Origin of the sequence: Acinetobacter sp. F9, assembly GCF_019195275.1 — a bacterium.
Lineage (GTDB): Bacteria > Pseudomonadota > Gammaproteobacteria > Pseudomonadales > Moraxellaceae > Acinetobacter > Acinetobacter pseudolwoffii.
The window spans coordinates 1,980,703-2,003,697 of record NZ_CP078068.1; the positions used below are offsets into that span (position 1 = coordinate 1,980,703).

Consider the following 22,995-nt stretch of genomic DNA (forward strand, 5'->3'; position numbering starts at 1 on the left):
TGAAATGGTTATGCCTGGTGACAACGTTGAGATGTCAGTAGAGCTAATCCACCCAATCGCAATGGACCCAGGTCTACGTTTTGCGATCCGTGAAGGCGGTCGTACAGTGGGTGCTGGTGTAGTTGCTAAAGTAACTGCATAATCATAGAATAAGATAAACGGGTTGGGGTTTCGGCTCCAACTTGTTATTTTGCAGGTCAGTAGTTCAATTGGTAGAGCGTCGGTCTCCAAAACCGAATGTTGGGGGTTCGAGTCCCTCCTGACCTGCCAAGTTTTGAAAAAGACGCTTGATGTCGGCAAAATTGGTCATATAATAAGTCGCGAAACCTACGACGAGTACAAAAATGTCGAATGAAAAATCACGCGACGCATTAGGCGAAGCGGCAATTCCTCAAAGAAATAATCCTGCAGTAGATGTAAGTTCTGGTTCTCCATTAGACATGGTTCTATGGGTTATCGCCTTGATTTTATTGGTTGGTGCAATGATGGTAAACCAATATTTACCAGCATACTGGGCCCCTGCGAATGATATTTGGGTGCGTGTTGGGGTGATTTTGGCTTGTATCGTTGCAGCATTCGGTTTATTATACGCCACCCATCAAGGCAAAGGCTTTATTCGTCTGCTGAAAGATGCACGAATCGAGCTCCGTCGAGTGACCTGGCCTACCAAGCAAGAGACTGTGTCCACATCTTGGCAAGTTCTTGTTGTAGTCGTAATTACCTCCATTGTTTTATGGTGTTTCGATTATATTTTAGGCTGGTTAATCAAGTTTATTATCGGGTAAGAGAGCTATGAAACGTTGGTACATTATTCATGCCTATTCAGGTTATGAAAAACAAGTAATGCGTTCGCTTAATGATCGAATCCAGCGTAGCGCTGTTGCCGATAGCTTTGGTGAAGTCCTGGTTCCTACCGAAGAAGTGGTAGAAATGAAGGATGGCAAGAAACGTAAATCAGAGCGCAAGTTCTTTCCTGGCTATGTTCTAGTCGAAATGGAAATGAATGACGACACTTGGCACATTGTTAAAGAATGTCCGAAAGTTTTAGGCTTTATTGGTGGTACGGCGGAAAAACCGGCGCCAATTACACAAAAAGAAGCCGATGCGATTCTTGCGCGTGTACGCAATACTGGTGAAGCACCTCGTCCTAAGACGATGTTTGAACCAGGCGAAGAATTACTCGTAGTTGACGGTCCATTCACAGACTTTAAAGGTGTGGTGGAAGAAGTTCAGTACGAAAAGTCACGTTTGACGTTGACCATTAATGTATTTAACCGTCCAACTCAAGTTGAACTGGAATTTCGTCAAGTCGAAAAATCAGTTTAATTGGTTTGGGTTGAAAACGCCTGATTTGCGTGCAAATCAGGCATTGTTGTTGTAACGGTATCGTTACTTGAAATCATTGGGGAGCCTTCACCGGCGTTTGCACCCAGAGGTAATTTGAAATGGCTAAGAAGATTGACGGCTATATCAAGCTGCAAGTTCCAGCTGGTAAAGCGAATCCATCTCCACCGATTGGTCCTGCACTAGGTCAACGTGGTGTGAACATCATGGCATTCTGTAAAGAATTCAATGCTGCGACACAAAAAGTTGAAGCTGGTCTACCAATTCCAGTCGTGATCACTGTGTACAACGACAAGTCGTTCACATTCATCATGAAAACTCCACCTGCTGCTGTTCTTCTTAAGAAAGCTGCTGGTATCCAGAAGGGTTCAGCTGTACCTAACAAAACTAAAGTTGGTAAGTTGACTCGTGCTCAAATCGAAGAAATCGCGACTACTAAAGAACCAGATTTGACTGGTGCTGATTTAGACGCACGTGTACGTACCATTGCTGGTTCTGCGCGTTCTATGGGCTTGGAAGTGGAGCTTTAAGACATGGCTAAATTAACTAAACGTCAAAAAGCGATCGTAGCTGCTGTAGAAGCGCACAAAGTTTACACGCTAGAAGAAGCTGTTGCAGTTTTAGAGAGCCTTCCAGCTCCTAAATTCAAAGAATCTTTGGATATCGCGGTAAACCTAGGTGTTGATCCTCGTAAATCTGACCAAGTTGTTCGTGGCGCGACTACACTTCCTGCAGGTACGGGTAAAACTGTACGTGTAGCTGTATTCGCTCAAGGCGCTGCTGCTGAAGCTGCTAAAGCTGAAGGCGCAGACGTTGTTGGTTTCGATGATCTTGCTGAAAGCATCCAAGCGGGTAACCTTGACTTTGACGTTGTAATTGCTGCTCCAGATGCAATGCGCGTTGTAGGTAAACTTGGTACGATCCTTGGTCCACGTGGCTTAATGCCAAACCCTAAAGTGGGTACGGTAACTCCTGACGTAGCAACTGCAGTTAAAAATGCAAAAGCTGGTCAAGCACGTTACCGCGTAGACAAGGCGGGTATTATCCACGCTGCGATCGGTCAAGTAGGTTTCACTGCTGAAGCTGTTCGTTCAAACGTTGAAGCACTCGTTGCTGACTTGAAACGTTTAAAGCCTGCGACTTCTAAAGGCGTATACATTCAAAAGATCACTTTGAGCTCAACTATGGGTCCTGGTTTGATCGTTGATGTAGCAAACGTTTCTAAATAAGTCTCGACTTATACAGAATTTTAAAGCCCTGAGTAAGTTTTAAAGCACTGCTTTAAAACTTACGCAAGAAACGCTCCGTCGTATTTTGCAAACTTAGGCAAACTTTGAATTGATAAATGAAAATTTATCAGCGTCAAAGACCGCGGGCGAGGGGAGTTTTATGCTTCGCTCTTAATCGTCCAGCCTGCGTAGACGCGGTGGTGTGATTTGTTCATCCTCCGCGTGTTAGTCCAGTGATGGATTAACGAATTGGGAGTGTACTTCGCGTAAGTACATAAATCACCGTTAGGAGGTTTTACAATGGCTCTTCTTATCGAAGGCAAAAAACAGATCGTAGCTGAAGTAACTGAAGTTGCTTCTACTGCATTTGCCGCTGTTGTTGCTGACTATCAAGGTTTAACTGTTGAGCAATTAACTGCTCTTCGCGTTGAAGCTCGTAAACTAGGTGTTCACACACGTATCGTGCGTAACACTTTGGCTAAACGCGCTCTTCAAGATACTCAATTCAATATCTTGAACGACAACCTTGTTGGCCCAACAATCTTAGCTTTCTCGACTTCTGAAGACGACATGGGTGCTGCTGCACGTTTGTTCGAAGAATTCGCTAAAACTAATAAAGCATTTGAACTTAAAGCTGCTGCATTTGATGGCAAACTTTATCAAGGCGAAGAAGTTAGCGTTATCGCGAATCTTCCGAACCAAGAGAAAGCGCTTACTATGCTTGCAAACGTTCTTCAAGCTCCTATTTCGAAATTGGGCCGCTTACTTACAGCGCTTCAAGAGAAAAACGAGTCAGAAGCTGCTTAAGCTCAAACTTACACACACATCATTCAATACCCATTTGGAGTTAATCTCATGGCTTTAACAAACGAAGAAATCCTAAACGCAGTTGCTGAAAAAACTGTTCTTGAACTTGTTGAACTTATTTCTGCTTTCGAAGAGAAATTCAACGTTTCTGCTGCTGCTGTAGCTGTTGCTGCTGGTCCTGCTGCTGCTGCTGCTGAAGAGCAATCTGAATTCAATGTTGAATTGACTTCTTTTGGCGCAAACAAAGTTGCTGTAATTAAAGCAGTTCGTGAAGCAACTGGCCTTGGCTTGAAAGAAGCTAAAGACATGGTTGAAAGCGCTCCTACAGTTCTTAAAGAAGGCGTTTCTAAAGAAGAAGGCGAAGAACTTAAGAAGAAACTTGAAGAAGCTGGTGCTACAGTTACTCTTAAGTAATAGCTTAAGGGAGCCGGTTTTTTTATAATCAGCTCCAAAAATTGGCTGATGGCTCTTGGGTCATCAGCCTTTTTGCGTTACAATAATCGGCTCGATTTTTGTTTGCATGATATAAAAATCATACAAATTAAAAATAAACATAATGAACAAACGTTTACCAATATTTTTCAGTAAAAAATATTGATAAGCGTTTTAATACCACTAAAAATTGCAGCATTTGTAAAGAGTGGTGGCCATATCGGCCAGCGTAATTCCTTCTGAGCCCGTTCTGCAGGCGGGCTTGGTTTACACTTTCCGAGGACTCCAGATGGCATACTCATATACCGAAAAGAAACGGATCCGTAAGAATTTTGGTAAATTGCCTAGCGTTATGGATGCTCCGTACCTGCTCGCGATTCAAGTCGACTCGTACAGAACGTTCTTACAAGATGGCAAATCACCAAAAAACCGCGAAGATATCGGTCTCCAAGCCGCATTTCGTTCAGTTTTTCCTATAGAAAGTTATTCTGGCAATGCTGCTTTAGAATTTGTTGAGTATAGTCTTGGTAAGCCTGAGTTTGATGTACGCGAATGTATTCTTCGTGGCTCAACTTATGCAGCACCAATGCGTGTAAAAATTCGTTTGATCCTGAAAGATCGTGAAACGAAGTCAATTAAAGACGTACGTGAACAAGAAGTCTATATGGGCGAAATGCCATTGATGACGGATAACGGTACCTTTGTAATTAATGGTACCGAGCGTGTAATCGTATCTCAATTACACCGTTCACCAGGCGTATTCTTTGACCACGATAAAGGTAAGACTCACTCAAGTGGTAAAGTCCTTTATTCAGCGCGTATCATTCCTTACCGTGGTTCATGGTTAGATTTTGAATTCGATGCCAAAGACCTGGTCTATGTACGTATTGACCGTCGTCGTAAATTACTTGCGACTGTGGTGCTGCGTGCGCTGGGTTATAGCAACGAAAACATTCTCAACATGTTCTACGAGAAAGTCCCTGTATATCTTGACATGGGTAGCTATCAAATTGACTTGGTGCCGGAACGTCTGCGCGGCGAAATGGCACAATTTGACATCTTGGATAAAGATGGCAAGGCAATCGTTGAACAAGGTAAACGTATTAACGCGCGTCATGTACGTCAGATGGAAGCTTCAGGTCTTGAAAAACTTGCAGTGCCTGATGAGTATTTGTATGAGCGTATCACGGCTGAAGACATCGCATTAAAAGATGGCGACGTGATTGCTGCAAATACCGTATTGAGCCATGAAGTCATGGTGAAAATTGCAGAAGGCGGCGTGAAGCAGTTTAATGTTCTGTTCACCAATGATATCGACCGTGGTTCATTCGTTGCAGATTCTCTACGTGCAGATACTACGACCACTCGTGAAGAAGCATTGGTCGAAATCTACAAAGTCATGCGTCCGGGCGAGCCACCAACCAAAGAAGCAGCTGAGAACCTGTTCAATAACCTGTTCTTCTCTTCTGAGCGTTATGACTTGTCTCCAGTCGGTCGTATGAAGTTCAACCGTCGTTTGGGTCGTCCTTATGAAGTGGGTACAGACCAGAAGTCGCGTGAAGTTGAAGGTATTCTCTCGAACGAAGATATCACTGATGTATTGAAAACATTAGTTGAAATCCGTAACGGTAAAGGTGAAGTCGACGATATCGATCACTTGGGTAACCGTCGTGTTCGTTCTGTGGGCGAAATGACAGAAAACCAATTCCGTGTCGGTCTGGTTCGTGTAGAACGTGCTGTTAAAGAACGTTTATCTCAAGCTGAAACAGACAACCTGTCTCCGCAAGATCTAATCAATGCGAAGCCTGTTGCTGCTGCAATCAAAGAATTCTTTGGTTCAAGCCAGTTGTCTCAGTTCATGGATCAAAACAACCCGTTGTCTGAAATCACGCACAAGCGTCGTGTATCAGCACTTGGTCCCGGTGGTTTGACGCGTGAACGTGCGGGCTTTGAAGTACGTGACGTACATCAAACGCATTACGGTCGTGTATGTCCAATTGAAACGCCGGAAGGTCCAAACATTGGTTTGATCAACTCGCTTTCTGTATATGCTAAAGCGAACAACTTCGGTTTCCTGGAAACGCCTTACCGTAAAGTAGTTGATGGCCGTGTAACCATGGACATTGAATACCTGTCTGCGATTGAAGAAGTGGGTACTGTGATTGCACAGGCCGATTCTGCAGTAGATGCTGATGGTAATTTATTAGAAGAAGTTGTATCTGTACGTCACCAAGGTGACTTCGTACGCATGCCGCCGGAAAAAGTAACGCATATGGATGTATCTGCTCAGCAGGTTGTATCTGTGGCTGCGTCACTGATTCCGTTCCTTGAACACGATGATGCCAACCGTGCATTGATGGGTTCAAACATGCAACGTCAGGCTGTTCCTACGTTAATCGCTGACAAACCACTCGTAGGTACGGGTATGGAAGCGAACGTAGCACATGACTCTGGTGTATGTGTGATCGCTCAGCGTGGTGGTCGTATCGAGTTTGTTGATGCATCTCGTGTAGTCATTCGTGTGAACGAAGAAGAGATGATCGCAGGTGAGGCAGGTGTAGATATCTATAACCTGATCAAATACACCCGTTCAAACCAAAACACCTGTATCAACCAGAAAGTTCTGGTGAACCTGGGTGATAAAGTGGGTCGTGGTGACGTATTAGCTGATGGTCCATCGACTGATGGCGGTGAGCTAGCGCTTGGTCAAAACATGCGCGTCGCATTCATGACCTGGAACGGTTACAACTACGAAGACTCGATCTTACTTTCAGAGCGTGTACTTCAAGAAGACCGTTTAACCTCGATTCATATCCAGGAATTGTCATGTGTCGCACGTGATACTAAGCTTGGTGCTGAAGAAATCACGGCCGATATCCCGAATGTGGGTGAAGCAGCGCTTTCTAAACTTGATGAATCAGGTATTGTTTACATCGGTGCTGAAGTAACAGCAGGTGATATTCTTGTTGGTAAAGTGACGCCTAAAGGTGAAACGCAGCTAACGCCGGAAGAAAAATTGCTTCGTGCAATCTTCGGTGAAAAAGCAGCTGACGTTAAAGATTCATCTTTACGCGTTCCATCTGGTACCAAAGGTACTGTGATTGATGTTCAAGTGTTTACACGTGATGGTCTTGAAAAAGACGAACGTGCTCAAGCAATTGAAAAAGCTCAGCTTGATGCTTACCGTAAAGACTTGAAAGAAGAGTTCAAGATCTTTGAAGAAGCAGCACGTGAACGTGTAATTCGTTTGTTGAACGGTCAAGAGTCGAATGGTGGCGGTACTACTAAACGTGGCGACAAACTGTCTGAAGACGTGTTGTCTGGTTTAGAGCTTGTTGATCTTCTTGAAATTCAACCGGTTGATGAAGCAATCGCTGAACGTCTAACGCAAATTCAAGTGTTCTTGAAAGAGAAGAGCTTCGAAATTGACGAGAAATTTGCTGAGAAAAAACGCAAACTTTCTACAGGCGATGAGCTGACCACTGGCGTATTGAAAGTAGTTAAAGTTTATCTTGCGGTAAAACGTCGCATCCAGCCGGGTGATAAGATGGCCGGTCGTCACGGTAACAAGGGTGTGGTATCAAACATCTTGCCGGTAGAAGACATGCCACACGATGCCAACGGTGTACCTGTTGATATCGTACTGAACCCGCTGGGCGTACCATCGCGTATGAACGTGGGTCAGATTCTTGAAACTCACTTGGGTATGGCTGCCAAAGGTCTTGGCGATCAAATCGACAAGATGATGAAAGAACAGCGTACTGTACTTGAGCTTCGTGATTTCCTGGACAAGATTTATAACAAAGTTGGTGGCGAGCAAGAAGATCTTGACAGCTTGACTGATGATGAAATCTTGAAACTTTCTGGTAACTTGCGTGCTGGTGTGCCTTTGGCAACACCTGTATTCGATGGTGCTGAAGAAGGTCAGATCAAAGAATTGTTACAACTTGCAGGTCTATCAAGTACTGGTCAGACAGTATTATATGATGGTCGTACTGGTGAGCGTTTCGACCGTCCAGTGACTGTGGGTTATATGTACATGCTGAAACTGAACCACTTGGTTGATGACAAGATGCATGCGCGTTCAACTGGTTCTTATTCTCTAGTCACGCAACAGCCGCTGGGTGGTAAAGCACAATTCGGTGGTCAGCGTTTCGGTGAGATGGAAGTCTGGGCACTAGAAGCTTACGGTGCAGCATATACGCTACAAGAAATGCTGACTGTGAAATCGGATGACGTTGAAGGCCGTACCCGTATCTACAAGAATATTGTAGATGGTAACCATTATATGGACCCGGGTATGCCTGAATCGTTCAACGTATTGACCAAAGAGATCCGTTCTTTAGGTATCAACATTGAACTGAAAAATGGTGACTAATTAGTTCCATTGAATCTCCCTTGCGAAGCAGTGCTTCTCACCTCTTTAAGAAAGAGGGGAAAGTCCCTCTTTATAAAGGGGGATTTAGGGGGATTCTTGGGATTCCCAATTCAGTTAAAAACAATATTTGTGACCCAGTCGAGAAGTGAAAATCTCCTCGACACACGGAGAAAAAAATTGAAAGACTTGCTCGATATCATGCGCAAAAAGACGGATTCAGACGGTCATGCTCCTGTAGAGTTTGACCGCATTCGTATTGGTCTTGCGTCACCAGAAATGATTAAGTCATGGTCTCACGGTGAAGTTAAAAAGCCAGAAACCATTAACTATCGTACGTTCAAACCTGAACGTGATGGTTTATTCTGTGCCAAAATCTTTGGTCCAGTAAAAGATTACGAATGCTTGTGTGGTAAATACAAGCGTATGAAATACAAAGGCGTCATTTGTGAAAAATGTGGCGTTGAAGTAACAACTGCGAAAGTTCGTCGTGAACGTATGGGTCACATCGAGCTAGCTTCTCCAGTTGCGCACATCTGGTTCTTGAAATCATTGCCGAGCCGTATCGGTCTATTATTAGACATGACGCTACGTGATATCGAACGCGTATTGTATTTCGAATCTTATGTGGTTACCGATCCTGGTATGACACCATTTGAGAAATACCAGCTTCTGAACGATGAAGAATACTTCAATGCGTTGGAAGAACACGGTGATGAATTCACAGCGAAAATGGGTGCTGAAGCGGTTCAAGACTTGTTGAAAGACATCGATCTTGAAGCTGAAATTGCGCGTCTTCGTGAAGAAATTCCTGTGACAACTTCAGAAACCAAGCTGAAAAAAGCCTCTAAGCGTTTGAAGTTGATGGAAGCATTCAACGATTCGAACAACAAGCCAGAATGGATGGTGTTGACTGTACTTCCAGTTCTGCCACCAGACCTTCGTCCGTTGGTACCACTTGAAGGTGGTCGTTTCGCGACTTCTGACTTGAACGATCTTTACCGTCGTGTGATTAACCGTAACAATCGTTTGAAGCGTCTTCTTGACCTTGCAGCGCCAGACATCATCGTACGTAACGAAAAACGTATGTTGCAAGAGTCTGTCGATGCATTGTTAGACAACGGTCGTCGTGGTCGTGCAATTACCGGTTCAAACAAGCGTCCGCTTAAATCTTTGGCAGATATGATCAAAGGTAAGCAAGGTCGTTTCCGTCAGAACTTATTGGGTAAACGTGTCGATTACTCAGGTCGTTCGGTCATTACCGTTGGTCCAAACCTGCGTTTGCACCAATGTGGTCTTCCGAAGAAAATGGCACTTGAACTGTTCAAGCCATTCATTTTCGCGAAACTACAAGCATCTGGTCAAGCAACCACCATTAAAGCTGCGAAGAAAATGGTTGAGCGCGAGACGCCAGAAGTTTGGGACGTTCTTGCTCACGTGATCCGTCAACATCCAGTGATGTTGAACCGTGCGCCAACACTTCACCGTCTAGGTCTTCAAGCATTTGAACCGATCCTGATTGAAGGTAAGGCGATCCGTCTACACCCGCTCGTGTGTGCTGCGTTTAACGCCGACTTCGATGGTGACCAAATGGCGGTACACGTACCATTAACACTTGAAGCGCAGTTAGAAGCGCGTGCGTTAATGATGTCGACCAACAACATCTTGTCTCCAGCGAACGGTGAGCCAATCATCGTGCCGTCTCAGGACGTTGTCTTGGGCTTGTATTACATCACGCGTGATGCAATCAATGCCAAAGGTGAGGGCATGGTGTTCGCGGATACTCACGAAGTAAACCGTGCACTGGCAACAGGTCAGGTTGATCTACACGCTCGCGTTAAAGCACGTGTACACCAGACTGTCATCGATGAAGATGGCAACCGTGAACATCAAACCATTATTGTAGATACCACACCTGGTCGCTGCCTACTTTGGGAAGTTGTGCCTGAAGGTATGGATTTCCAGCAAATTAACGTTGAGATGACCAAGAAAAACATCTCTAAGTTAATTAACTCTTGCTACCGTAAATTGGGTCTGAAAGATACTGTTATCTTCGCTGACCAATTGATGTACCTAGGCTTCCGTCAGGCGACGCGTTCAGGTGTATCTGTCGGTATGGAAGACATGGTTATTCCACCGCAAAAACAAGTCATTATTGGTAAAGCGGAAGCTGAAGTTCGTGAAATCGAACAACAGTTCGAACAAGGTTTCGTAACTGCCGGCGAACGTTATAACAAAGTGGTCGATATTTGGGCACGTACCAATGACCAGGTTGCTAAAGCGATGATGGACAACTTGTCTTTCACGACTGTTAAAAACAAACAGGGTGAAGACGAGAAGCAAAAATCATTCAACTCGATTTACATGATGTCTGACTCGGGTGCCCGTGGTTCGGCAGCTCAGATTCGTCAGTTGGCGGGTATGCGTGGTTTGATGGCGAAGCCGGATGGCTCGATCATTGAGACCCCAATTAAAGCGAACTTCCGTGAAGGTTTGACTGTACTCCAGTACTTCATCTCGACACACGGTGCGCGTAAAGGTTTGGCCGATACAGCATTGAAAACTGCGAACTCTGGTTACTTGACGCGTCGTCTGGTAGACGTTGCGCAAGACTTGGTGATTACCGAGCCAGATTGTGGCACCTTCGACGGTCTAGTAATGACACCATTCATTCAAGGTGGCGATGTCATCGAGAACTTGGGTGCACGAGTATTGGGTCGTGTGGTTGCTGAAGATGTGAAACGTGTCGGTACAGACGAAGTTCTGCTTCCACGTAATACTTTAATTGACGAGAAACTGGCGACGTTTATCGAAAGCCAAGGTGTCGACGAAATTAAAGTACGTTCGGTTGTAAACTGTGCGTCTACTTTCGGTGTATGTGCGAAATGTTACGGCCGTGACTTGGCGCGTGGTCATCAGGTGAACCCGGGTGAGTCTGTTGGTGTCATGGCAGCTCAATCGATTGGTGAACCAGGTACACAGTTAACTATGCGTACCTTCCACGTGGGTGGTGCTGCAAGCCGAACGTCTGCTGCAAACAGCGTACAAGTTCGTAACCAGGGTACAGTGCGTTTCCACAACGTGAAAACAGTACAACATGCCAAAGGTCACTTGGTATCGACTTCACGTTCAGGTGAAATCGGTATTGCGGATGATTTAGGTCGTGAGCGTGAGCGTTATAAACTGCCTTACGGTGCGTCTATCTTGCTAAAAGATGGCGAAGCTGTAGAAGCAGGCGGTATCGTGGCGACTTGGGATCCGCATACACATCCATTGGTAACAGAAGTTGCAGGTAAAGTGCGTTTCAGCCAGATCGCTGATGGCGTGACCGTGACTTCGAAAACTGATGATGCAACAGGTATGTCAACCATCGAAATCTTGCCAGTGACTTCACGTCCTGCGTCAGGTAAAGATTTGCGTCCTGCTGTAGTGTTAGACACAGTTGAAGGCACTGAACAGTTCTACTTCTTGCCACAAAACACCATTCTTTCTGTCCGTGATGGCGAAACGATTGGTGTCGGTGACGTTATTGGTCGTGTACCACAAGAATCTTCACGTACCCGTGATATTACCGGTGGTCTACCGCGTGTAGCTGACTTGTTCGAAGCACGTAAGCCGAAAGAGCATGCAATCCTTGCAGAAGTATCGGGTGTTGTGAGCTTCGGTAAAGAAACCAAAGGTAAGAACCGTCTGGTGATTACACCGGATGATGGCTCTGAGATTTACGAAGAGCTGATTCCGAAATGGCGTACCATTAACGTGTTCGAAGGCGAACATGTGAACCGTGGTGAAACCATTTCTGATGGCCCACAGAACCCGCATGACATTTTACGTCTGAAAGGTGAAGTGGCGTTGACCAACTACATCGTGAACGAAGTTCAGGACGTATACCGTCTGCAAGGTGTAAAAATCAACGACAAGCACATTGAAGTCATCGTACGTCAAATGCTGCGTAAAGTGGATATCACTGATGGTGGCGATACCAGCTTCATCAAAGGCGAACAAGTGGATTACATCCGTGTTGTACAAGAAAACCAAGCAGTTCTTGCACAAAACAAGTTCCCTGCGAAGTTTGAACGTCTGTTGATGGGTATTACCAAAGCGTCGCTTTCGACTGACTCGTTCATCTCTGCTGCATCGTTCCAGGAAACCACACGTGTGTTAACTGAAGCGGCTGTAACAGGTAAAGAAGATGACTTACGCGGTCTGAAAGAAAACGTGGTTGTAGGTCGTCTGATCCCAGCGGGTACAGGTTTGGCTTACCATCTCGAGCGTCGTCGTCAAGAAGCAGAAGCTGCAGAATTTGAACTGCACAATGACTTCTCTGATGTTGATCAAGCTTTAAGTCAAGCATTTAACGAAGAATTCTAATTCAAGTTAAAGCTAAAAAAGAGACGCCTTCGGGCGTCTTTTTTTGTCTTAAATACATAAAAATTAAAAGCTAATTAAAGGCTAAACAGCGGAATAATCCATTGATACTTACAAAACTCAGCAGGAATACCGAGAGAAGTAACACGCTCCATGTTTTAGTTTTATAAAATGAAGATAAGCTAAATTAAAGTATGAAAAGGAAGGCCAAAGTCATGAAAAAATTAATGGGTGTGATGGCAGTTGCAACTCTCTCCACCTTTATGCTGGCAGGTTGTGAAAGTATGTCTGCCAATGAGCAGCGTATCGGTGCTGCCGCCTTAGGTGGTGCAGTCGGTGGTGGTGTAGGTAATAGTGTCGGGGGTGGTCTTGGTTCTGCAGTCGGTGGTGGTGCAGGCGCAGCCGTGGGAAGTAAGTCCCAAGGTGGCTCAAACCGTAATGCGACCTATAGTGGTGTCGGCGGTGCTGTAGGCTCAGCTGTAGGTAAAAGCATATTCGGTGGGAATGCTGGTGCTGCGATTGGTGGTGCAATCGGTGGTGGCGCAGGTGCTGCGATCGAACAGGATAACCGCCGTCGTTAAGTCTACACTGACTTTAAATCGATTCAGATCTAAAAGCGCCCATGTGGCGCTTTTACCTTATCCAGTTTTTTGAATTTTTCCTTTGCTTTGTTTGCGCCGGATATAAACCGTTTTTTGTACTTCGGCAATTCGAACGCCAGCCTCATCATAGATATTGAGCTGGTAATGGCGATACACTGGCGCATTATCGGCTGCCAGATTGATAATCGTGGCAATTTCTTCAGCAGAAATCCGAATGTCCGCCACCACTGTGCCGCGACCCGGTGCCAAAAACTGAATGCTGGCGCCTTTATCCCAGACCAGATATTTCGGCCCCAAATGATGCATCAGCAATAACATGTAAAAGGGATCGACCATCGAATACAGGCTGCCACCAAAATGCACACCGACAATATTCTGGTTTTTACGGGTCAGCGGCATTTTGACCCGAACGTGATAATGATTAAAATCAATCTTATTAATTTCAATGCCTGCACCACGATAAGGGGCATAGCGGTTCAGAATAAATTTTGAAACCAGAGGCAGTTTTTGAATTTTCTGGAATAGGCTCATACTGACATTCTTTTTGCGGCTGTGATTATGCATACTAGAGCAACAAAAATGCGCTGGCATTGATCAATCATGCCGATTTATAAACTAAGTGGTCAATAATAAAAACAGGATCAAAAGATGGAAATGCACATGCAATGGGTCGATACCACGGATCAGCAGCGTCTCTGTGTCAAAACTTATGGACAACCAGAACAGCCGGCCTTGGTACTGGTTCATGGCTATCCTGATCATCAAGCGGTTTGGGAGCCAGTCATTGCTTATTTGAGTCAGGATTATTTTGTTGTGAGCTATGATGTACGTGGCGCAGGTGAGTCCAGTATTCCTCAAAAAATTTCGGATTACCGCCTGGCACGCTTAAGTCAGGATCTGGAAGAGGTAGTGAGCAAGGTATTGCCGAATCGTGGTTTTCATCTGGCAGCGCATGACTGGGGTTCAATTCAGTCTTGGGAATCTGTCACAGATTTAAGATTCAAAGGCCGAATTCTGTCTTATAGCACGCTGTCTGGCCCTTGTCTGGATCATGCTGCTTTCTGGATGCGCGAGCAGTTCAATCAAGACAAAGCAAAATTTTTAAAGCAAATGAGCAAGTCCTGGTATATCGCGGTATTTCAGTTGCCTTTAGTGGCGCCATTGGCGTGGAATTTTTTTAATCCGCAGCGTTGGGGCAAGATCGTGCAGCAACTGGAAAGACATGATGATCTGCCACTCAACCAGCATATTGTCAAAGATGGAAAATATGGTGTGAACCTGTATCGGGCCAATTTTTTGCCACGCTTAACTCAACCACGACAGCGCTTTGCCATCTGTCCGGTACAGGCGATTGTGCTGAAATATGACCAATTTGTCGGGCCTGATCTGGTTGATGAGATGTCCAAATGGGTAGACGATTTCTCGAAAGTAGAACTGGCTGCCAATCATTGGGCGATCCTGAGTCAGCCGGAGCAAGTCGCTCAATTGATTGATGAGTTTATTCAGCGTAAATCTGTTGTCATCGCATAACAGGCCACTCAGCTAAACATGACCCAACCAGAAAAAAGTGGCGGAATTTTTATCCGTATTTTCTGATAAAATAGCCGCTTTCTCTCTATTCCGATTCATTATGTTCGCAATTCTTGCTGCTATTGGAGTCATGTTCGGACTCTCGTTGGCACGTGTACCTGTGGTTTTTGCCCTGGTCATTGGTGCTGTTACAGGTGGTTTATTGGCAGGTCTAGGCCTGCAGGGAACCTTGGACGCGTTTAACAATGGCTTGGGTGGTGGTGCTAAAATTGCCTTGGCTTATGGTATTTTAGGTGCATTTGCTTTGGCTCTGGCACGTTCGGGTTTACCGGATTTGCTAGCCTATAAAATGATCAGCACCTTAAAAGGTGAGGCCGATTTTAAAGCGCAAAACCGGGTGAAATATCTGATCTTTTTCACAGTCGCCATTGCTGCCGTGTTCTCGCAGAACGTTATTCCCGTGCATATTGCCTTTATTCCGGTACTGATTCCGCCACTATTGGCTGTATTTAACCACTTAAAGCTCGACCGTCGTTTGATTGCCTGTTTGCTGACCTTTGGTCTGGTAGGCACCTATATGCTGATTCCGGTCGGTTTTGGTGCCATCTTCCTGAATGACATTCTGGGTCATAACATCAATACCTTTGGTAAGCCATACGGATTTGAAATTAGCTATGACCAGATTCCATCTGCGATGGCAATTCCAGTATTCGGGATGTTTGTAGGCTTATTGGTGGCGATCTTTATTAGCTATCGCAAACCACGTCAATATCAAGATATTCATGTCCAGGAACAGCAAAGTATTTCCGCTGAATTGGGTGTGGCTGAGCAGGTTAAACCGCAGATTGCCAAATTTACCATCTGGATGGCAGGTCTTGCAGTTATTGCCACATTGGCGGTACAGCTTTATTCAGACTCGATGATTCTGGCTGGTCTGGTCGGTGTCGCGATCCTGAGTTGTGCCGGGATCTTTAAATGGAAAGAAGCGGATGATGTGATCATTACTGGTATGCGCATGATGGCGCTAGTTGGCTTTATCATGATTGCGGCACAAGGCTTTGCCGCGGTGATTGAAGCGACTAATCAGGTACCAACCTTGGTTGAAGCGTCAGTGAACTGGATTGGTAATAGTCAGGCACTGGCCGCATTTCTGATGCTGTTGATTGGTTTGCTGATCACATTGGGCATTGGTTCGTCTTTCTCGACTATTCCCATTCTGGCGATTATTTATGTGCCACTGTGTATCCAGTTTGGTTTCAGCCCGGCTGCGACTATTGCAATTATCGGGACTGCAGCAGCTTTGGGGGATGCCGGTTCTCCAGCTTCGGATTCAACTTTGGGCCCAACTTCGGGTTTAAATATGGATGGTCAGCATGACCATATGAAGGATAGTGTGATTCCAACCTTCATTCACTTCAATATTCCGTTGATGATTTTTGGCTGGATTGCAGCCATGGTTCTGTAAGTCAATTTCAATCTGCTCTGATATCTATTGGAGCAGATTTATCTGGATTTAAAATAAATAATAAGATGTATTTAAAATATATGTTTAAATAAAAATTAATATAAACCTGATTATTTTAGTCTGAATAAATTCATATTTATCTGATTAATATACTTGGTATTTAAAACCAACTAATTCAGTCAATTTAAAATAAATAACTTTTCAAATCAGTAGTTTAAATAATAATTAAAAATTAGTTTTATAATACTTATTGCATATTATTTTCCCTCGTGTTTATTATTAATTAAGATTTATTTTCTTAATAATTATTCTTCCTGTGGGGTATTTTAAAATGTTAAAGCAAGCTGCTCTAATTGCATTAATGGGTCTTTCTGCATCTGCGATGGCAGGTCAATGGCAGGTGAAAGTCGGTGCCAGTTCTTTAGCACCATCAAGTGACACTGAAATTGCACCAGGTTTAGTCGTAGAAGCCGATCAGGAATATGGTTTTACGCCATCGGTTGAATACTTCTTTAATGACAATATCTCGGCAGAACTTTTATTAGCGACGCCATTTAATCACGACATCTCTCTCCAAGGTGTGGGTAAGGTGGCTAAGATCAAACATCTGCCACCAACCATTACTGCTAAATATCACTTTAAAAATGCAACACGTTTTACGCCATATATTGGTGTAGGTGGCACAGCTTTTATTGCTTGGGATGAAGAAGGTTTGGCTAAAGACGTGAAAGAAGAGTTTGGTTTGGCAGGTCAGGTCGGTTTTAATTATCAGCCAGCAGATGCCAAAAACTGGGGAGTATTTGCTGACGTGCGCTATGCAGATTTGAGTCCTGAAGTGACTTTAGATGATGCTGATAATACTAAATTCAACTTAAATATTGATCCTTGGGTTTACACGGTCGGTTATAGCTACAAATTCTAAATTCTGGCCTTGCTTAACAAAAAAGCCTCATCTTGAATGAGGCTTTTTTTTCAAAATAACAACGATTTATAACTTATTGAAATTGAGCAGATCGGCAATGTTCAACTATATTAAAACGAATAAAGTAAATATTAATTGAATACGACTTAATAATTGAATAATAAGGAAGATCAGCATGAAGTTTTTAAGCCAAGGTATTTTGATCTTCTTTAGCCTGCTGGTAGGGTCTGCCTATGCGGCAAGTTTTGATTGTCAGAAAGCTGAAACCGTGACAGAGAAAGCGATTTGTGAACATCGTCTGCTTAATGATGCCGATGTCAAAATGAGTACCAGCTATCATATCTTACGGCGTATGGTTCCGATGGGCACGCGTTCAGTGATTCAGCGTGATCAGGTCAAATGGTTGCAGTTTCGCGACCAGTGTCTGGAATCGGTCTCTTGCCTGAACCAAGTCTATAATATGCGGCAACAGCAACTGGACTTGCAGTTTCAGCGCATTTATAAGCTTGGGCCTTATTAAGTCTGACAGTCGGTCTGGCAAAGATTAAAACCCTGCCAGATCAAGTGCTCAAAAATATCTTGTGAAAAATATACAACTGACTATTGAAAATTGAGGAACTCACTCCATTCATATAGGCAACAGTATTGACCTGTATTTAAAATAAAAGGAGTGATTAATGAGCGAGTCTAACGCACAAAAACATAGTTTCCAGGCTGAAGTGGCTCAGTTACTACATCTCGTGACCCATTCGCTTTATTCAAACCCTGAAATTTTTCTGCGCGAACTGATTTCGAATGCCTCGGATGCTTGTGACAAATTGCGTTTTGAAGGGATCAATCATCCCGAATTTTATGAAAATGATCCGGATTTACGCGTTCGTGTCAGCCTTGATGCAGAGAATAAAACCATTACCATTTCAGATAACGGAATTGGTCTAAGCGAACAGGAAGCCATTGATAATTTAGGCACCATTGCCAAATCGGGCACCAAAGACTTTATGTCTAAACTGACCGGTGACCAGAAGGCCGATGCCCAGTTGATTGGCCAGTTTGGGGTCGGTTTCTATTCCGGTTTTATTGTGGCAGACAAAATCACGGTAGAATCACGTCGTGCCGGTGCAGATGCATCTGAAGGTGTACGCTGGATTAGTGGCGGCACTGGTGAATTTGAAGTTGAGCAAATTCAAAAAGCAGGCCGTGGTACCGATATTATTCTGCATCTGCGTGAAGATGCGCTGGACTATTTGCAAAGCCATAAGGTTAAGCAAATTATTAATAAATACTCAGACCACATCAGCCTGCCAATCCAGATGCAAAAAGAAGTCTGGCAGGAGGAAGAAGCGGCTGAAGGTGAAACACCGAAAGGTGGCCAGTATGTCAAGACTGATGAGTGGGAAGCGATTAACTCGGCCAGCGCACTCTGGACACGGAGCAAGTCTGAAATTACTGAAGAACAATATGTCGAGTTCTATAAAAACTTAAGCCATGATTTCACGGCGCCATTGGCTTGGGCGCATAACCGGGTGGAAGGCAGTACTGAATATACCCAGTTATTGTATATTCCAAGCAAAGCCCCACATGACATTTTCACCCGTGAATCAAAAGCCGGCATCAAGCTGTATGTGAAACGCGTCTTTATTATGGATGATGCGGATAATCTGATTCCGAATTACCTGCGTTTTGTACAAGGCGTGGTAGACAGTGCGGATTTACCACTGAACGTCAGCCGTGAGTTGCTGCAAGAAAGCCGCGATGTGAAAACCATTCGTGACGGGAATGCCCGCCGTATCCTGACGATTCTGGATCATCTGGCCAAATCTGAAGATGAAAAAGATCAGGAAAAATTCAAGACTTTCCATCAGGAATTTGCTTCAGTCTTGAAAGAAGGCCTAGGCGAAGATTTTGCCAACCGTGAACGTATTTTGAAACTGCTGCGTTATGCAACCTCGAACAATGATGAAGTCAGCACTTCATTGGCAGACTATAAAGCAGGCATGAAAGACGGTCAGAAAGCCATCTATTATGTGACTGCAGACAGCCTGAATGCTGCAAAGAATTCACCGCAGTTAGAACTGTTCAAGAAAAAAGGCATTGAAGTTCTGCTCATGACCGAACGCGTAGATGAATGGGCGATGAACTTTGTGAATGAGTTCGATGGCACGCCGTTGCAAAACGTGTCTAAGGGTGCAGTTGATTTGGGCGATCTTCAGGATGCTGAAGAGAAAAAAGCACTTGAAGAAGCCGCAGCCCAGTTTAAACCGGTGGTCGAGAAGCTGACTGATTCACTCAAAGACAAGACCAAAGAAGTGCGCGTGACTACGCGTCTGGTCGATTCACCGGCCTGTCTGGTGACTGGAGAAGGGGAACTATCTCCACAATTAATCCGTATGCTGAAAGATGCAGGTCAGCCTGTACCGGATATGAAGCCGATTCTGGAAATCAACCCGGAACATCCTTTGGTGAAAAAACTGGATGGCTCAGCGCAGTTTGACGATCTGGCCAATGTGATCTTTGATCAGGCGGTGATTGCAGAAGGTGGATTACCAGAAAATCCTGCTGAGTATGTGAAGCGTATCAATAGCTTGTTGCTTGCTTAACACATGATGCTCTAAGCTAAAAAATCCCTCTACGGAGTAATGCCAGTCAGTTAAGGAATTGACTGGCATTTTCTTTTTCAAATTCATGATTATATCTGATAGATAGAAAAGTCATCCGCAACTGTTTGAGGCATGAGGTGTATTGCACCACAAGATTTAAAAATGATTGTTTCTGCGACAAATTTACTAATCGATGGTGGCTGACGAGTTTTGCGGTGAGGAGTGTTGCTCCGCAAGATGCCTTCCTTGCGAAGCTTCGCTTCTCATTTGGGCGAAACCAAAGTAACAAATTATTTTCAAGTATTTGATTTATAAATTTAAGACTCCGTCGTGAACGACTAAAAAGTTAAAGAGTCTATTTCTAAACTCCTTAACTGATCAGCATTACCTCTACGGAGGGATTTTTTAGCTTTGCACAGCGCTTGAGTTTAAAACAATGCCTCTAAACGCACCAAAGCACCAACATAATGATCACGATCTTCGCGATGGTCATTCAGATAGTTGAGGTCGGTCTGGACAAAAAACCATTCACGTAAAAAAGGCTGTCTCCAGGACACATACGGTCCCCAGCGATTGAGGCGTAGATCCTTGTCATTTAGATAACCGCCAGTATAAATACCATAGCTAAAACGGTTGTCCTGAAAAAACTGATGTTGCCTAAAGGTATAATTGTCCCAGGTCAGATCGTCATCTTGATCATCTGCATAGGTCAGGCTGAGCTGATTGGAAAAAAATGCCTGATTGGGACGGGCATGGATCAGTTCCAGATTGGTACGCAAATAGTTTTCACTTTGAATCCCGTAGCGATAAATCTGTTCGGCATGAAAAAAGTAGTCATTTTCCAGTGTCCAATCTTTACTGGCTTTGACGCGCAGGTAAATATCATCTCCGGAGCGTAAACCCAGATCCAGATCGGTTTCAAAAGGAATCCGGTCTGACCATTCCGACCAGCGTAAGGCGAATGAGCTGTTATCCTGGCGTGCGCGCTTGGTATCGAGACGCTTATCTCCAGATGTTGCCGGATTTTCATTGGTAATCGCGACATTACTGTCTAATTCATTGTCCAGACTGTCATCACCGAAGACCAGACTCAGCTTTTGTTCTAAGGTGGGAAGTTTGATTCTGCCACGGATACGGGGCTTAATCTCATAGCCCTCATATTCATCCCAGCGATTATCCAAAATGACACGCAGTGTGGCGGCAGCCGGCTGATCCGGATCAGTTTCACCAAACCAGTTATCAATTTTATGCGCAGTACGATCTGCCCATTCTCGGATGCTTTTCTGTTTCTGATCGGCCCATGAATGATTTTCCGTTTCTAGCGTTGGCGGGACGATGGCGGTATTCGACTGCTCTGGAAGAATGGTTGGTGTTGCATCAATCAAACGCGGAATTTGATCCAGAAGTCCTGAACGTGCCGGCTCAACACTCTCCGAGTTTTTTTCCTGGTCTGAAGAAGCATCTTTTACTGAATTTGCCCAAGACATGCTACTGCTGATTCCCATGCCAAGAGAGAGCAGGAAGATCTGAGTAATTCGATTTATTTGCATGAGATATTTATTACTCTTGTATTCTTTTATTCAGCTGTAGTTTTCTTAAATATAGCGATAAAAAGCAAGTTAAAGCTACAAAATAACAGCAATTATTCAATGATTTGAGTCTGAATTGCCTGATAAAGCTCCATGACCTGAATGGGTTGCGACATCATTAAAATAATCGTGTGAATTTTTTGCCAGTTTAGCTGTTGATCACGTTGCAGCAAGATAGATGGATAGGCCAGTTCATCCTCTGCGAGAGACAGGCGTTTTTCACCATGAATCACGCGTATTCGCTGATGTTCTTGCAATAAGAGTATCGGTGTAGAGAAATCCGCAAGGGCTTCCTCAAATGAGATAAATTTTTGTTTCTGAATCGAATCTGCCGGAATATAAGGATAATAATCGGGTTGTGTCCAGACTATTTCTGCTTGTTGCAAATAGGCTTTTGACAACAGATGCAATTGCGTGAAACCTGTACTTAATTGAGGCCACGACAGCGATTTAATCGCAGCAGCCTGATACTGATGCTGACTCAACCAATGCTCAATACAATAGTGCGCCTGTAATTGACTTGATGCACCCAAAAGCATCAGATATTTAATAAACTGGCCTTGCAGATTCAGCTGCTCCACCAAATAAACTTGGCGTGCCTGCCAGTGATCTTCTGCGGCATAATACAGCACAATATCCAGATAGGCTGGATGCCCGACATCAGGTTCCAATTCTAAAGCACAAAGCCGCTGGAGATTGGTATCTTCCGGAGTCAAAGGCTGAACCTGCGCAATCACGTCTCCCAGTTGAATCTCGGTGGGAAAGTCGATCACTTCTGGGACAATAATTTTTTCCTGCACAATCGCAGTTTCAGTGGGTAATGGATGATCTAGATACTCAGACGTGGCCTGTATCTGAATGTGTGGTTCATCTGAATGATTTAAGCTTAATGAGTTGATTTTTGCTTTTTGTCGGCCACGATGATATCGAGTCGTTGCCGCCGCTTTTAAGCTGGCTTCTGCTTCATTCAGGGATAAGGCCGGTACAGTCAATGGAGGAGCCGCTTGCAGACCGGTTGTCAATTGTTGCTGTGACAGCCAGATAGAACATTGTTGTAACTCATTCCATTCACTGTTTAGTGCAGGATGCTTCGGTGCCGGAATTAGCCAGACCTGCCAGCCACGCTCAGGATGATGTAGAATTGCCCAGCCTATATCTGGCTGGGTATACAGTGCCTTTTCCAGAGCTGGAATTTCAGTGAAATAACCACAAAAACTTAGATGATAGGGGGTACTGGCGGAAAATTGATAGGCAGCAAGTTCAGGCTGGGTCTGGGCTTTAAACGCTAAAATCTGATTTTTAAAAATAGGTTCATCACAAAGATTAAAGATATCACGAATTCTTTTTTTGAAACGGGCCACGTCGTACAGAGGTAGAGCCTGATGCTCCAGTTGCTGGATCAATTCATGTAATTCCTTGACTAAGTGTGCTTTTTTTAAAGCGTTCATTTTATATCTCTAGATATGTTTTAGCGCTTTATCCAAAGTTTGGGCCAGCACCATATTCAGCGCCAACTCGATTAATTTGTATTCAGCAGAATGAGGATCTGTATGGCGTTCTGCCATTTCAATCAGAAAATCAATAGAAATGGACTGAGGTGAAATTTTGCCCTGCACCAATGCCTGAAGTCTGTTCATAACAATGCTTTTGTATTATCAGTATTTTTATATTGCTACAATTATATGCGTAGATCACATGAAATAGTGATTTATTTTAACTGTTTTATATTTATAAA

Annotated in this window: 18 protein-coding genes, 1 tRNA gene and 1 pseudogene; 16 read left to right on the top strand and 4 right to left on the bottom strand. The window is 44.2% G+C overall.

Annotated features, from left to right (window positions below):
- The 11 genes and pseudogenes from KT990_RS09375 to KT990_RS09425 form a co-directional block, all read left to right on the top strand.
- Positions 1-142 (top strand): annotated as a pseudogene (locus KT990_RS09375) (elongation factor Tu); the annotation flags it as partial.
- A 52-nt stretch (positions 143-194) separates the two neighbouring features.
- A tRNA-Trp gene (locus KT990_RS09380) sits at positions 195-270 on the top strand.
- A gap of 74 nt (positions 271-344) precedes the next feature.
- Positions 345-785 carry a preprotein translocase subunit SecE gene (gene secE, locus KT990_RS09385; RefSeq protein WP_005095267.1) on the top strand — a complete coding sequence of 147 codons (441 nt, stop codon included), beginning with the start codon at positions 345-347 and terminating at the stop codon, positions 783-785.
- A gap of 7 nt (positions 786-792) precedes the next feature.
- Positions 793-1,326, top strand: coding sequence for a transcription termination/antitermination protein NusG (gene nusG / locus KT990_RS09390; RefSeq protein ID WP_004278615.1), 534 nt, complete (start codon positions 793-795; stop codon positions 1,324-1,326).
- A 119-nt stretch (positions 1,327-1,445) separates the two neighbouring features.
- A complete protein-coding gene (rplK, locus tag KT990_RS09395; protein ID WP_004278614.1) occupies positions 1,446-1,874 on the top strand; it encodes a 50S ribosomal protein L11 in 429 nt (142 codons plus the stop codon).
- Positions 1,875-1,877: 3 nt separating this feature from the next.
- Positions 1,878-2,573 (top strand): 50S ribosomal protein L1, encoded by a 696-nt coding sequence (gene rplA, locus KT990_RS09400; RefSeq protein ID WP_005095271.1) that lies wholly within the window; start codon positions 1,878-1,880, stop codon positions 2,571-2,573.
- Between the two features lie 300 nt (positions 2,574-2,873).
- Positions 2,874-3,380: a 50S ribosomal protein L10 gene (gene rplJ, locus KT990_RS09405; RefSeq protein WP_005095272.1), complete on the top strand. Its 507-nt coding sequence runs from the start codon at positions 2,874-2,876 to the stop codon at positions 3,378-3,380.
- 48 nt (positions 3,381-3,428) lie between these two features.
- A complete protein-coding gene (rplL, locus tag KT990_RS09410; RefSeq protein WP_005095274.1) occupies positions 3,429-3,794 on the top strand; it encodes a 50S ribosomal protein L7/L12 in 366 nt (121 codons plus the stop codon).
- A gap of 307 nt (positions 3,795-4,101) precedes the next feature.
- Complete coding sequence (gene rpoB / locus KT990_RS09415) at positions 4,102-8,190, top strand: DNA-directed RNA polymerase subunit beta (RefSeq protein ID WP_100357923.1); 4,089 nt, start codon at positions 4,102-4,104, stop codon at positions 8,188-8,190.
- A 177-nt stretch (positions 8,191-8,367) separates the two neighbouring features.
- Positions 8,368-12,558, top strand: a complete 4,191-nt coding sequence (gene rpoC / locus KT990_RS09420; protein WP_005173031.1) for a DNA-directed RNA polymerase subunit beta' — start codon at positions 8,368-8,370, stop codon at positions 12,556-12,558.
- 212 nt (positions 12,559-12,770) lie between these two features.
- A complete protein-coding gene (locus tag KT990_RS09425; protein WP_005095281.1) occupies positions 12,771-13,136 on the top strand; it encodes a hypothetical protein in 366 nt (121 codons plus the stop codon).
- A gap of 57 nt (positions 13,137-13,193) precedes the next feature.
- On the opposite strand, the gene KT990_RS09430 is transcribed toward KT990_RS09425, so the two are convergent.
- Complete coding sequence (locus tag KT990_RS09430) at positions 13,194-13,688, bottom strand: DUF4442 domain-containing protein (RefSeq protein WP_218208693.1); 495 nt, start codon at positions 13,686-13,688, stop codon at positions 13,194-13,196.
- A 117-nt stretch (positions 13,689-13,805) separates the two neighbouring features.
- Here KT990_RS09430 and KT990_RS09435 point away from each other — a divergent pair, with 117 nt between their 5' ends.
- The 5 genes from KT990_RS09435 to htpG all read left to right on the top strand — a co-directional run bounded on the left by KT990_RS09435 (position 13,806) and on the right by htpG (position 19,671).
- Complete coding sequence (locus KT990_RS09435) at positions 13,806-14,687, top strand: alpha/beta fold hydrolase (RefSeq protein WP_218208694.1); 882 nt, start codon at positions 13,806-13,808, stop codon at positions 14,685-14,687.
- A 100-nt stretch (positions 14,688-14,787) separates the two neighbouring features.
- Positions 14,788-16,152 carry a Na+/H+ antiporter family protein gene (locus KT990_RS09440; protein ID WP_195725244.1) on the top strand — a complete coding sequence of 455 codons (1,365 nt, stop codon included), beginning with the start codon at positions 14,788-14,790 and terminating at the stop codon, positions 16,150-16,152.
- 331 nt (positions 16,153-16,483) lie between these two features.
- The gene (locus KT990_RS09445; protein ID WP_218208695.1) at positions 16,484-17,074 is read left to right on the top strand and encodes an OmpW/AlkL family protein; all 591 of its coding nucleotides are present in this window, start codon (positions 16,484-16,486) and stop codon (positions 17,072-17,074) included.
- 175 nt (positions 17,075-17,249) lie between these two features.
- Positions 17,250-17,594, top strand: coding sequence for a lysozyme inhibitor LprI family protein (locus tag KT990_RS09450; protein ID WP_218208696.1), 345 nt, complete (start codon positions 17,250-17,252; stop codon positions 17,592-17,594).
- 157 nt (positions 17,595-17,751) lie between these two features.
- A complete protein-coding gene (gene htpG / locus KT990_RS09455; protein WP_159516170.1) occupies positions 17,752-19,671 on the top strand; it encodes a molecular chaperone HtpG in 1,920 nt (639 codons plus the stop codon).
- 428 nt (positions 19,672-20,099) lie between these two features.
- On the opposite strand, the gene KT990_RS09460 is transcribed toward htpG, so the two are convergent.
- The 3 genes from KT990_RS09460 to KT990_RS09470 form a co-directional block, all read right to left on the bottom strand.
- Positions 20,100-21,221, bottom strand: a complete 1,122-nt coding sequence (locus KT990_RS09460) for a hypothetical protein (RefSeq protein WP_005095296.1) — start codon at positions 21,219-21,221, stop codon at positions 20,100-20,102.
- 92 nt (positions 21,222-21,313) lie between these two features.
- A complete protein-coding gene (locus tag KT990_RS09465; protein ID WP_005095298.1) occupies positions 21,314-22,708 on the bottom strand; it encodes a hypothetical protein in 1,395 nt (464 codons plus the stop codon).
- 9 nt (positions 22,709-22,717) lie between these two features.
- Positions 22,718-22,897, bottom strand: a complete 180-nt coding sequence (locus tag KT990_RS09470) for a hypothetical protein (protein ID WP_005095300.1) — start codon at positions 22,895-22,897, stop codon at positions 22,718-22,720.
- Between the last annotated feature and the right edge of the window lie 98 nt (positions 22,898-22,995).

Excerpts from the sequence above, each read along its gene's own strand:
- secE (WP_005095267.1), top strand. The coding sequence starts at position 345 with ATGTCGAATGAAAAATCACGCGACGCATTAGGCGAAGCGGCAATTCCT.
- nusG (WP_004278615.1), top strand. The coding sequence starts at position 793 with ATGAAACGTTGGTACATTATTCATGCCTATTCAGGTTATGAAAAACAA.
- rplK (WP_004278614.1), top strand. The coding sequence starts at position 1,446 with ATGGCTAAGAAGATTGACGGCTATATCAAGCTGCAAGTTCCAGCTGGT.
- rplA (WP_005095271.1), top strand. The coding sequence starts at position 1,878 with ATGGCTAAATTAACTAAACGTCAAAAAGCGATCGTAGCTGCTGTAGAA.
- rplJ (WP_005095272.1), top strand. The coding sequence starts at position 2,874 with ATGGCTCTTCTTATCGAAGGCAAAAAACAGATCGTAGCTGAAGTAACT.
- rplL (WP_005095274.1), top strand. The coding sequence starts at position 3,429 with ATGGCTTTAACAAACGAAGAAATCCTAAACGCAGTTGCTGAAAAAACT.
- rpoB (WP_100357923.1), top strand. The coding sequence starts at position 4,102 with ATGGCATACTCATATACCGAAAAGAAACGGATCCGTAAGAATTTTGGT.
- KT990_RS09425 (WP_005095281.1), top strand. The coding sequence starts at position 12,771 with ATGAAAAAATTAATGGGTGTGATGGCAGTTGCAACTCTCTCCACCTTT.
- KT990_RS09430 (WP_218208693.1), bottom strand. The coding sequence starts at position 13,688 with ATGAGCCTATTCCAGAAAATTCAAAAACTGCCTCTGGTTTCAAAATTT.
- KT990_RS09435 (WP_218208694.1), top strand. The coding sequence starts at position 13,806 with ATGGAAATGCACATGCAATGGGTCGATACCACGGATCAGCAGCGTCTC.
- KT990_RS09440 (WP_195725244.1), top strand. The coding sequence starts at position 14,788 with ATGTTCGCAATTCTTGCTGCTATTGGAGTCATGTTCGGACTCTCGTTG.
- KT990_RS09445 (WP_218208695.1), top strand. The coding sequence starts at position 16,484 with ATGTTAAAGCAAGCTGCTCTAATTGCATTAATGGGTCTTTCTGCATCT.
- KT990_RS09450 (WP_218208696.1), top strand. The coding sequence starts at position 17,250 with ATGAAGTTTTTAAGCCAAGGTATTTTGATCTTCTTTAGCCTGCTGGTA.
- htpG (WP_159516170.1), top strand. The coding sequence starts at position 17,752 with ATGAGCGAGTCTAACGCACAAAAACATAGTTTCCAGGCTGAAGTGGCT.
- KT990_RS09460 (WP_005095296.1), bottom strand. The coding sequence starts at position 21,221 with ATGCAAATAAATCGAATTACTCAGATCTTCCTGCTCTCTCTTGGCATG.
- KT990_RS09465 (WP_005095298.1), bottom strand. The coding sequence starts at position 22,708 with ATGAACGCTTTAAAAAAAGCACACTTAGTCAAGGAATTACATGAATTG.
- KT990_RS09470 (WP_005095300.1), bottom strand. The coding sequence starts at position 22,897 with ATGAACAGACTTCAGGCATTGGTGCAGGGCAAAATTTCACCTCAGTCC.